Annotated in this window: 4 protein-coding genes; 1 reads left to right on the top strand and 3 read right to left on the bottom strand. The window is 73.4% G+C overall.

The features are described from left to right. Window positions 1-6 precede the first annotated feature (6 nt). Complete coding sequence (locus ABIB38_RS02600) at window positions 7-990, top strand: LacI family DNA-binding transcriptional regulator (protein ID WP_429201507.1); 984 nt, start codon at window positions 7-9, stop codon at window positions 988-990. Window positions 991-1000: 10 nt separating this feature from the next. Here the strand turns inward: ABIB38_RS02600 and ABIB38_RS02595 are convergent, their stop codons facing one another. The 3 genes from ABIB38_RS02595 to ABIB38_RS02585 form a co-directional block, all read right to left on the bottom strand. Continuing rightward, entirely contained in the window at window positions 1001-1870 is an 870-nt protein-coding gene (locus tag ABIB38_RS02595) for an outer envelope protein (protein WP_429201505.1), read from the bottom strand. Window positions 1871-1880: 10 nt separating this feature from the next. Further along, window positions 1881-10058, bottom strand: a complete 8178-nt coding sequence (locus tag ABIB38_RS02590; protein ID WP_429201503.1) for a GH36-type glycosyl hydrolase domain-containing protein — start codon at window positions 10056-10058, stop codon at window positions 1881-1883. 189 nt (window positions 10059-10247) lie between these two features. Further along, on the bottom strand, window positions 10248-11813 hold the full coding sequence (locus ABIB38_RS02585; protein WP_429201502.1) for an aminotransferase class V-fold PLP-dependent enzyme: 1566 nt from the start codon (window positions 11811-11813) through the stop codon (window positions 10248-10250). Between the last annotated feature and the right edge of the window lie 30 nt (window positions 11814-11843).

Here is an 11843-nt window from a genome sequence, read left to right as displayed (position 1 = left end):
CGCGCCATGGCCGTCACGATCCGCGACATCGCCCGCGCCACCGACTACTCGATCGGCACGGTCTCGCGCGCGTTGAAGAACCAGGACGGGCTGACCGACAGGACGCGCGAACGCATCTGCGCGGTGGCGCGCGAGATGGGCTACGACTTCGCCAAGCTGCGCGAAGGCGACGTGCGCCGCATCGCCTTCCTGCTGCACCGCCAGCACAACACGCAGTCGGCCAGCCCGTTCTACCTGCCGGTGCTGCATGGCGCCGAGGACGCCTGCCGCAAGCGCGGCATCGCGCTGTCGTTCGTGGTGGTGGGCCCGGCCGAGCCGGTGCTCGACCTGGTGCGCCTGCACCAGCCCGACGCCATGCTGTGCGCCGGCTTCTTCGAGCCGGAACTGGTGGCTGCGCTACGCGACACCGGCAAGCCCCTGGTGCTGCTCGACATGCGCCTGCCCGGCTACCGCTCGGTCAATCCCGACCACGCCCTGGGCGGCTACCTGGCCACGCGCCACCTGATCCGGCAGGGCCGGCGCCGCATCGCCATGCTCACCGGCCCGCTGGCCCACCACAGCATCCTGGAACGCTACCGCGGCTTTCGCAAGGCGCTGTTCGAGGCGCGCATGCTGGCCGACCCCGACCTCGAGGTCCAGCTGCCCAGCATCGGCAACAACCTCGAGAACGTGCGCCAGGCGGTCGACGCCCTGCTGGCGCGCGCGCCGCGGCCGGACGCGCTGTTCTGCTACAACGACAGCACGGCCCTGGCCGCCATGGGCCACTGCCTGGACCGCGGCCTGAAGATCCCGCACGACATCGCGATCGTCGGCTTCGACGACATCAGCGCCGCCTCCAGCGCGATCCCGCCGCTGACCAGCATCCAGATCGACAAGGACTTGCTGGGGCGGATGGGCGTCGATTCGCTGCTCGAGCGGGCGGATGGCGCCAGCCTGGAACAGACGCTCGCGGTGCAGATGGTGGTGCGCGCGAGCAGCAACGACGACTGAGCGCTCGCCGTCAGAAGTGGTATTCGGCGCGAATCATCGGCGTGCTGGCGCGTTGCCCGCGCCCGCCGGTGGCCGCGCGCGTATTGCCGAACTTGTTGTTCCAGAACTGGTACTCGAGGCCGACGCGGAAGCGGTTCTTCTTCTGGCCGAAGTGGGCGCCAACGTCGTACATCAGCTGCATGTCGATATTCGTCTCGGCGCCGGTCGGGTTGCCGGTTTCGTCCAGCCCCTTCTCGGCGATGAAGTTGGCATAGCCCTCGAAGGCCCAGCGTTCGTTCAGCGGGATGCCCCAGCTGACGTTGAGCATCGGGTGGTTTTCGTACTTGTAGCGCCCGCGCACCTCGGAGATCGGGGCGAAGGCGCCGCTCGGCGCATTGCTTTCGCGGATCAGGAGGATGCTGGTGCTGAGGAAGCCCGGCACGTCCCACATCAGGGTCGGCCCGACCACCAGCATGCGCTTGCGCGAGTTGTAGCCGACGTCGCGCTTGGTGTTCAGGTCGAAGCCGGCGGTGAGTCCGACGCCCTTCACCTTCCCGAAGCGCAGCTCGCGCCCGCTCAGCGCGCCGATGTCGAGCGTGTGGCGGTACAGCAGATAGGCTTCCTCGGCGCCGGAACTGCCGCCGAGCGAGCGTGGATCGTTGCGGTCGGACTTGAGCCAGTCGAGGTTGAAGTAGTTGCTGCCGTACTTGTAGCCGCTGGCATGGGTCAGCGCGAGCACGTGCTTGTCGATGTGGTCCGGATTGAAGGGCTCGGCGAAGCGGCTGCCGTAGCGCCAGCTGATGGCGGTATCGCTCCAGTCGAGCGCCTGCGCGGGGCCGGCCGCAAACCCCGCGGCCAGCAGGCAGACGCCGCAGCCGAGGGCGCGGGTGACGATGTTCATGATCTAGATCCTATGCTTCCGGCGCGCCGGGCGCGCGCGCAACCAGCAATTCTACCTTGTGGTCACGCCGGTCGTCACGCAGCGCGATGCTCCAATCCGGGCAGGGTTGGCCGTCCAGCAACATTTCTTCGTCGCCGTCCGTGGCGCGCACCGTGATCTCGTAGAATGCGCCGCGATGACGGTAGCGCATGCTGAACCCGTCCCAGCCCGGCGCCAGGCGCGGCGCGAAGCGCAGCGCGTCGCCGTGGCGCTCCAGGCCCAGCAACGTTTCCAACAGCAACAGCCAGGTCCATGCCGCCGCCGGCGTGGCGAAGCCGCCGATGGCGCGCCCGGCATGCGGCGCGATCGTGCGCAGGCCGCCGCTCATCAGGTAAGGCGGCCCGTCGCCATGCGCCATCGGGTCGAGCATGCGCGCCAGCTGCCATGCGCGGCTGGACTCGCCCAGCCGTGCGAGTCCAGCCGCGGCCCAGGCGGTGGCGCGGTGATCCTGGCCGGGGCTCGACGGCACGCGCTCGCTCCATTCGCCATCCACCGGCGGATCGCAACGCGGCATGGCGCCGTCGACGCGCAGGCGCTGCACCGCCGCGCGCAGCGCCTGCGGCCCCTGCGCCGCCCCGGCCTCCAGCGCCCAGCACTGGGTCGACAGCTCGACGCGGCAGGCGGCGTTGGCGATCGAGCCGAGGGCATTGCTGCTGTCCAGCCAGGTCCAGCGGTACCAGTCGCCATCCCAGCCGTGTTCCTCGCACTGCGCGCGCAGCGCCAGCGCCGCGCCGCGGCACGTGGTGGCGAAGCCGAAGTCGCCGCGCCGGTCGGCCACCTCGGCGAAGCGCTGCAGCACGGCCGCCATGAAGAAGCCCAGGCGCACGCTTTCGACGCGGCCGGCCACCCCTTCCTCATGCAGGCGTCCCGCCGCCGGCGGCAGGCCGCGTGGCCCGAAGCGCAGGCAGCCGCGCAGGCCGTGCACGCAGTGCTGGTACAGATCGTCACGTTCCGTCAGGCGCACGGCCAGCAGCGCATGGTCTTGCGTTACCGTGAGATAGCGCGTCAACGCGTACGGCAGCCACAGGAAGTCCTCGACACTGGCCCCGGCCGTGAACGCAGGCGCGGCGCGCAACACGGCCTCGCGCAGCAGCTCGGGGCGGGCGTGGGCGCAGGCCAGGGCCGACTGCAGCCGCAACGCCGGGTCGCGCTCGCCCATCATGGCGCCGATCGCCTGCCAGGGCAGCCAGCGGTTGACGCGCAGGTCGAAGCCGGGGTCGGGCGTGTGCACGGTGACGGCGCCGAGCGTGTGGTCCCACCAGTCGCGCAGGCGCCGCCATGCGGCGGCGGCGGCCTGCGCCGTGCCATGGCGCTGCACGACCGCGCTGGCGTCCAGGCTGCCGGGGCCGGCCACGCCCAGCACGAACACCAGCTCGCACTCGGCCCCCGGCGCCAGGGTAACGCCGACCTGCAGCGCCGCGCACGGGTCGAAGCCGGCGCCGGCGTTGCCCGACAGCCCGGCACGGCCCAGCGCCGCCGGCCGCGCGGCGGCGCCGAGGCGGCCGATGAATTCCTGGCGGTCGCAAGTCACTGCGACCTGCTCGGCGTCGACGTGGAAGAACGCAACCTTGTCCTGGAAACCCGCGCCGAAGGCATTGCGCGCCAACAGCGCGCCGCTGGCGAGATCGCGCCCGGTCACCACCTGCAGGCCGGGCGGCGCGTCGCGTTCGTCCAGCAGCCACTCCACGTATCCGGTCGCGCTCAGGCGGCGCGGCGCATCGCTGTCGTTGCGCAGGCGCAGCACGCTGTACTTGAGCGGCGCATCCTGGGCAACGAAGCAGCGCAGCTCGGAATGGATGCCATGGGCACGGTGCTCGAACACGCTGTAGCCGATGCCGTGGCGCGTCGTGTACGCCTCCGGCGACGGCGCCGGCCACGGCGTCGGCGACCAGACCGCGCCGCTATCTTCGTCGCGCAGGTAGAACGCTTCGCCACCCTGCGGCGCAATCGCCTCTTCGTCCCCCGCCGTCAGGCGCGTGGCGCGCTCGCCGCTCCAGCTGACGGCATGGCCGCGCTCCGAGACGATGCTGCCGAAGGCGTCGTTGGCCAGCAGGTTGATCCAGGGCGCGGCGGACGCCGCAGGTGTGGCGGCGCCCGGGCTGCTGCGCACCACGTATTCGCCGCCGTCGGGCGTGAAGCCGCCGGCGCCGTTGACGGGCTCCGGCGCGGCCCCGGTCGAGGGCGAAGGCAGATTCGCCGTGGTCCATGCCTGCGCCGGCGCGGTGGCGACGAATGGCGGCGCCGCCGCGCTCCCCGCGCGCTCGGCGCGGCGCAACTGGTCGGCCAGGTCGCCGCGCTCGCCCGCGAGCAGCACGCTGGCGGCGGAGCGCAGCAGGATGCGGTCTTCGCGCGGCACCTCTTCCTTCAGGTGCAGATGCAGTCCGCCAGGCTGGTCGAAGCTGGACGGATCGACCAGCGACGCCGCCAGGTGCATCAGGGCTTCGCGCGCCGCGCGGCTGTCGCACAGGACCAGCAGGTCGACCGCCAGGCCGTGGCCGCGCCAGTAACCGTGGGCCTGCAACAGCTGGCGCGCGAGCCCGGTGTCCTCTCCCTCGCCCAGTTGCAGCAGCAGCACCGGCAAGTCGCCCGTGACGCCGTAAGCGGTCAAGTCGGCCCGCCCGCGCAGATTGCGCGCGATGACGGCGGGATCGGCGCGCAGCGCCGGCGCCGGCTGCAGCAGGCAGCCGGCCAGGCGGTTGATCAGCTGGGCGTCGGCTTCGCCGATCCCGGCGCGGCGCAGCTCGGCCTGGGCCAGGGTCCAGGCGGCCTCGATCGCATGGTCGACCTCATGAGCGACGCCGTAGCGCGCCGCCAGCTCGCGCGCCAGCGCGCGGCTGGAGGCGGCGCCCAGCACCAGGTCGACCGTGATCTCCTGCTGCGGCGCCAGGGTCACGCTGCGCCGCAGCGCCAGCAGCGCCTGGTCGGGCTCGGGGTCCAGGCCGGGCAGCGCGCCGCCCTCCATGACCGCCTGCGGGCCGCGCAGGTCATGGCCGCGCCCGATGAAGCGCGCGCGATTCGTTTCCACGCTCGGCTGCCCCGCCACCTCGCGCACCGTCATGCGGTGCACGACCACGGGCGCGCTTGGCGCGGTCACGCACAGCAGGCTGTCGACGGCCGCGTCGAACTCGATGCGGATACTGCTGCGGCCGCCCTCTTCCAGCGGCGGCCCGGCCAGCGCCACGCAGCCCGTCAGTTCCAGGGTGCGCGCTTCTAGCGCGCGATTGACGATGCGGATGCGGCGCAGCTCGACGTCGTCGCCCGGCGCCACCACCGCGTCGGTGCGCATCTCGATGCCGTGGTCCACGCGGCGCAGGCTGGCCCGCCCTTCGGCCAGCACCGCCTCGACCTCGTCGGGCGCCGGCGCGCCGGGCAGCAGGACATTGGCCCAGGTGGCGCCGGAAGCCGTATCGCGCACGTGCACGGCCAGGCCGGTCTCGCCGGCGCCGGCGCGCGTCAGCCCGGCGCGCGTTGCCCCATCTCCCCCCCAACAGCTGGCGCCGGCGCCCGCGCTGTCGACGCTCAGGTGGTAGCGGCCATTCGACAGCAGCTGGACTTCCGGCAGCGGCGAAGCATCCGGCTTGAGCACGCGCGCGTAGGGGCGGCTCGCCGCGACGCCATCGGGCGCCACGCCGGCATCGATGCGCAGGGGCGGCTCGGCGCCTGCCGCCGGCGCCGCCTCTTGCAGCAGGCCGAGCGCGGCGCGCAGTTCGGGATCGCGCGCGAAGCGGCGCTGCATCGGTTCGCCTTGCAGGTGGCGCGCCAGCGCCAGCAGGATCACGGCCTGGTGGCGCGCGAACTGGGCCCGCACCACCGCCTGGCGTTCGCCTTGCGGCAGGCGCGCCGGCGCATAGTCGAGCGCCTCGTAGAAGCCGGTCTCTCCCAGCAGGCCCTGCGCCGCCATGCGGCGCAGGTTGGCCGCCGCCAGCACCGGCGCCGCGGCCAGCGCGAGCGCGGCGCCATGGGGCGCGGCGACCAGGTCGTCGCCCGCGCGCCGCTGCAGGGCCGCGGCGTCCAGGCCGAAGCGCTGCACGCGGTAGCGCGCCGCCGCGTCGACCGCGTTGCAGCCCGACTCGGTATAGCCCCACAGCAGCCCCCGGCCCCTGGCGTGAGCCGCCTGCAGGCGCGCCACGGCCCGGCCGGCGTCGTCGAGCAGGGTGTCGCGCCACGATGGCATCATGAGATGCGGCGCCAGATAGTCCTCCAGCGCACCCGCGCGCGACAGCAGCAGCGCGCCGGCCCCAGTCATGCGCAAGGGACGGCCGAGCGACCACCAATGCTGCTGCGGCAACTGGTCCTGGGCGACGGCGGCGAAGCTGGCCATGCGCGCCCCGGACGCCAGCAGGTCGCAGGCGTCGCCATCCAGGCGCCCCTGCCGCCCCTCGCGCACGTGACAACCCTTGGCCAGCAAACCCGTGGACGGGTCGACCAGCACGCCGAAATCCATGCGCGCCGCTTCCCGCGCCTGCGCGGCCAGGCGCGCGATCTTTTCCATGCGTTCACGCGCGCAGGCGCGCCCCTGTGCGACCAACTGGGCCAGGCCCTGGTTGCCGCCCGGCGGCTCGAGCGCGGCCAGCTCGCGCAAGGTCGGGATGCGGGTCAGGCCGGCGTCGAGCACGTATTCCTGCGCCGCGCGGGTCCAGGGCGTGAGCGCATGCAGGTCGTCCAGCTGCGCCGCGCACTGGCGCGCCAGGCGCGCCGTCCAGGCGCAGAGTGCAGGGGCGGCGTCGCCCGGCAAGCCGGCGTCCAGCTCGGCCGCCCTGGCCGCGATCGTGCGCAGGCAGTCCGCGAGGCCCGGCAAGGTATCCGTGGCGCGGGAACGGCCGGGCGCCAGCGCTTCGTCCAGCGCGTCCAGCGCCGGCAACAGGCCGGGCGGCGCATGCTCGCGCGCCACGCACAACGTGGCGCGGATGCCGTCCAGCGCGGCGGCGTCGAGGACCGGCCGGTCCGGCAACTCATCGAGACCGGCGGCGAAGGTGCGCAGCGCCAGCGCCAGGCCGCCACTGGCCGCGGTATCGACATGGGCCGGCTCGACCGGAGCGAGCGTGACGCCGTCATACCATTGGAAGAGGTGGCCATGCCAGCGTTCCAGCAAGGCCATCGACGCCAGCGCCTGCTCGCTGCGCGCGAGCAGGCCGCCCAGCGGCAGATAACCGAAGTCGCGCGCGCTCAGGGTCGCCAGCAGGGTCAAGCCCATGCTGGAGGGCGACACCCGCTCGTCGACGGTGAGTTCGGAATGGTCGTACACGGCTTCCGGCGCCAGGCCGTGCCTGGTCGCGCCGTGCTGCTCGAAGAAGGCCCAGCTGCGCCGCGCCAGCGTGCGCAGGAATGGGGTCTGCCCCTTCGCCAGGCGCATGCCGCGCCGCGCCGGCTGGCTGACCCACCAGGCCAGCACCGGCGACAGGAACCACACCAGCAGCAGCGGCGCGGTGGCGAACAGCGCATACGGGTTGGCGAAGGTCAGCAGCACGGCGACGCCGACCGCCAGCAGCGGCGCGAACCACATCGTGCGCCAGTTGTTCTCCATCGCGCCGCTGGCGCGCGCCAGCGCCGGAGGACGCAGTTCGAGCAGCTTGCGGCGGCTCACGTCGCGCCGCCACAGGCCGCGCGCGACCGCGTCGGCGTCGAGCCAGGCCTGGTGCGGCAGGAAGGCCAGCGCCAGCGCGGCGCGCACCAGGGTCGTGCGCGCGCCGCGCGCCCAGGCGTCCAGGTGCTGGCGCAGGGGCGCGCCAGCCGCGCGGCTGGCCAGCGTGGCCACGATGTCGAGCAGCGCCGGCAGCCAGAGCGGCGCCAGGATGGCCGCGGTCCAGAACACGGGCGCGGCCAGCAGGCTCCAGCACAACACGAGCAGCGCGATCGACGCCGGCGCGGCCAGGCTCCCGGCCAACGCGTCGGACAGGCGCACGCGCACCCGCGCGGCGCGCAGGCGGTCGGCGCCGCGCCCCAGGCGGCGCGCTTCCTGCCAGGCGGCGCGCAGGGCGCGATGGCGGCGCAGCACGTGTTCGCCATAACTGTCCGGATGCGCGGCGTCCAGCCGCAGGTCGCTCACGCGCGCGGCGCGCAGGCGGTCTTCCTCGACCCAGCCGGGTTCTGCCCGGCCTTCGTCGCGCAGCTCGGGCCCCATCGCGCGGCGCCAGGCGTCGACGTCGTAGATCGCGGCCCAGCCCTGGCCGCCATCAGGCCACAGGCGCTGGTAGCGCATGGCGCCCAGGTGCGGCAAGGCGGTGGCGAGCCGTGGCAGCAGCATGGCATGGCCTTCCAGCACCCGGCCCGTTTCGTCCTGCAGCGGCCGGTGAAGCGGGTGCGCCATCGCCGCCACCAGGCTGCGCGCGGCGTCGCGCGGCAGGCCGGTATCGGCATCGAGCGCGATCACGTAGCGCATCTCGGCCGCTGCGCCCAGATTGCCGGCCGCGAGCGCAAAGCGTTCGCGCTCGCCGCACAGCCAGGCATTCAGGTCGGCCAGCTGGCCGCGCCGCCGCTCGCGGCCGATCCAGGCCTGCTGGTCTTCGCTCCAGGTGCGCGCACGCGCCAGCAGCATGAAGGGACCGGCCTCAGCGCCAGCGCGCGCGCCGTGCTTGCGGTTGAGCGCCTCGATCGCGTGGCCCGCCTGGGCCAGCAGGGCGGCGTCCAGAGACTGCGTTGCTTCAGGCGCATCGGGCAGGTCGAGCAGCAGGCAGAAACGCAAATATCGATCGCGGTTGCCGAGGTAGCGCACTTCGAGGTCTTCGCACAGTGCCACGAGTTGCGCGGCGTCGTCCGGCTGCGCCGACACGGCCACCAGCGTACGCGCTTCAATGGGAATGCCGGCCGCCACGTCGATGCGCGGCGTGGCCTGGGGCCGGGCCAGCCAGCGCCGGGCCATGCCCATCAGGGCGCGCGCCAGGGCGCCGGCGACCGGCAGCGCCAGGATGCCCATCAGGAGCAGCAGCAGCGCGCTGGCCCCGCCCTGCCAGGCGTGGACCAGGCCCGCGCCCATGAACAGCAGGGCCAGCGCCGCCGTGGCGCCCCTATGCATGCCGGGGCAAGCGCCCTGCAATGCGGCGCGAACGCGCGGCGCCCATCCACGCCGTCCGCGCAGCCTCGCCTCGAGCGCCGCCAGACCAGGGCCGGCCAGGTAGTGCCCCACGTGGCGAATGCGCGTATCGAGCCCGCCCTCGCCCGGCGCGCGATGGACGCCGGCCAGCGCGAGCGCCTCTTGCGCGACCGCGGCCTCGCTCACGCCGAGGGAATGCGCCAGGCGCGCGACCGTGTGCCGGTAGCGGTCACGCGTGGCGCCGTCCATGCGCGCATAACTGCCGTCCGGATCGTCCCGCAGCAGCGCGTCGACCACGCCCAGGCGCTCGGCGAAAGCGCGCCAGTCGACGCCGCCCAGCGCGCGCAGGCTGGCCAGGGCGTTGCCGGCCGCGACGGCGTCCTGCGCCTCTTCGCTTCTCTCGTCCTGCATCAATCCGGCGATGCTGCCCTGGCCATCGGCCAGGCGCGCGTCGATCCAGTCCACTACCTGTGCCAGCGGTGCGCCGCGGCCCTGCAGGCGGCGCGCCAGTTCGGCGACGAAAGCGCCGTTGTCCGCGTCTTCGCTGCGCGCCATGTCGGCGAACAGCAGCACCAGGTCGCCCGGGCGGGTCTCGGCGGTGTCGAGGAAACGCGCGGCCCAGGCGGCGGCGCGTTCGCGGCCGGCGCAGGCATGCGCGGCGCGCGCCGCCAAAGCGGCCAGCCGGTCGATCAGCGCGAGACGCAGCAGCGCGGGCAGCGCGTCGAGTTCGGCGACGCGCAACGGCGCGTCCTGCTGGCTGGCGGCGAGCAGGCGCGCCAGCTCCTCGGTGTCGACGACGCCGTCGGCGCGCGCCAGCGCATCGGTCACGAGGCCCTGGACACGCGCCGCGCCATCCGCAACGGCCGTGCGCAAGCTGGCGGCGACCTGCCGCGATTGCGCGCGCGCCAGCCGCAGCTGGGTGTCGAGCAGATGGTAGCCATCGAGCAGGCGTGCGCCGGCGGGAGGCAGCGCGAACCCGGCGCGCATGACGCGGTCCAGCGTATCGCAGGAACGAACGATGCCCTCCGCATTCGCGGCCAGCGGCGCCATGGGGGCCGTGTCGCCGGCGCCATGGGGAGCATGCTGCCCGGCGGGCATCTTGTCGTTCTCAACTGTCAATGGGGACCTCGGGATGGAGGCGTGCGCGGCGGACCGCCGGAGGACGGACACCCGGGGTTATCGGGGCAAGAGGCCAGACAAATGATGCTGGGCGCGCACGGCTGACTCCATGCTATGGAAGGGACCGGAACGTCACCGTGCGCTGGCGTACACACACCGCCTGCCGAGCTGGCAGGCGGCCGGGGAGAGTCAGATGGCGAGCGCGAAACCGCCGGCCAGCGAGCAGGCGCGCGGATGGCCCATGGCGCGCAGGGTGCGCGCGGCGCGGGCGCTGCGTGCGCCGCTGCGGCACACGAACAGCAAGGGACGGGCCCCGGCGCCCAGCCAGGCGGCGGCATGTTCCTTCACGCTCGCCAGCGGCACGTTGAGCGCCATGCGGCCGTGCAGTTCCACCTGGCCGGCGACGCTGTGCTCGCGCGCGTCGCGCACGTCGACCACGATGGCGTCGGGATGGGCCGCCAGCCAGCCGCGCGCCGCGATCGCGTCGAGCTCCATGCCGGCGTCCAGCGCGGCGTCAGGATGCGCCGCCTCGAGCGCCGCCGCCGCCGTGGCCGACGCTGCTGCCGACGCTGCTGCCGGCATTGCCAGCGCCGCCCCGCAGCGCGCGATGCGTTCGCACGCCAGCTCCAGCGCGGCGTCGTCCGGCAGCGGCCCGATCGACAGGCGCACCGCCGACGCGCTACGCCAGGCCGGCAAGCCCATCGCGTCGAGCACATAGCTCGGCGCGGCCTTCGACGCGGCGCAGGCCGAACCGGCGCTGACGCGCATGCCGGCGGCATCGAACAGGTCGAGCAGCTCGGCGCTGGCGACGCCGGGGACCGAGAAGTTGAGCGTGGTAGGCAGCGCATGCGTCAGCGGCGCGTTGAATACGATGCCGGGAAAGGCGCGGGTCAAGGCGTCCACCAGGCGCGCGCGGCGCGCCTGCAGTTCTTCGAGGCCAAGAAAGGTGTCGCCGCGCTCCAGCGCTGCCAGCACCGCGCCCAGCGCCGCGATGCCGGCCATGTTCTCGGTGCCCGAGCGCCCGTTGTCTTCCTGGCCGCCGCCGCAGATCAGCGGCGTGAACGGCGCGCCTTCGCGCACGTACAGCATGCCGATGCCCTTCGGCGCATGCAGCTTGTGGCCGGAGAATGGCGCGTAGTCGATGCGGCTCGCGCCCAGGTGCAGCGGCAGCTTGCCGAGCGCCTGCACGCAGTCGACCAGCCACAGCGCCGGGCTGGCCGTATCGCTCAGCACCGCGGCGATGCCGTCCAGGTCGGACACGACGCCGGTCTCGTTGTTGGCGGCCATGGTGCAAACAAAAGCGAGGCGCGGCGCCAGCGCGCGCAGCACGTCCAGGCGGTGGCGGCCGTCGGCGTCGACCGGCAGCACGCGCAGTTCGAGCCCAAGACCCAGCAGCCGGTTCCAGTGCGCCACGCTCTCGGACACCGCCTTGTGCTCGGTGGCGCCGACCAGCACGATGTTTGCCCACTCTTCGCCGCTTGCGCGCCGTTCGCGTAGCGCGCACAGCGCCGACAGCACCGCGGTCTGGATGCCCTCGGTGGCGCCGCTGTTGAACATCAGCCGTCCGCTCGGGGCGCCCAGCACCCGCCGTGCGCAGGCGCGCGCGCTCTCGCGCAGCGCGCGTGCGCGCAGGCCGCTCGCATGGCTGCTGCTCGGATTACCGAAGCACTCCTGCAGCGCAGCCATGGCGGCGGTGGCGGCGGCAGGCAGCAGCGGCGAAGTCGCGTTGGTGTCGAGGTAGATTTCGGTGATCATGATTAGCTGCCAAAAACATAAAAAGGTGTC

The organism is Massilia sp. UYP11, from assembly GCF_050434805.1.
Lineage (GTDB): Bacteria > Pseudomonadota > Gammaproteobacteria > Burkholderiales > Burkholderiaceae_D > Telluria.
Note: the sequence above shows the minus strand (reverse complement) of the source record. Positions and strands in the feature narration are given on the sequence as shown.

Bases quoted from the DNA above. Each gene is read 5' to 3' on its own strand.
- ABIB38_RS02600 (WP_429201507.1), top strand. From the start codon at position 7: ATGGCCGTCACGATCCGCGACATCGCCCGCGCCACCGACTACTCGATC.
- ABIB38_RS02595 (WP_429201505.1), bottom strand. From the start codon at position 1,870: ATGAACATCGTCACCCGCGCCCTCGGCTGCGGCGTCTGCCTGCTGGCC.
- ABIB38_RS02585 (WP_429201502.1), bottom strand. From the start codon at position 11,813: ATGATCACCGAAATCTACCTCGACACCAACGCGACTTCGCCGCTGCTG.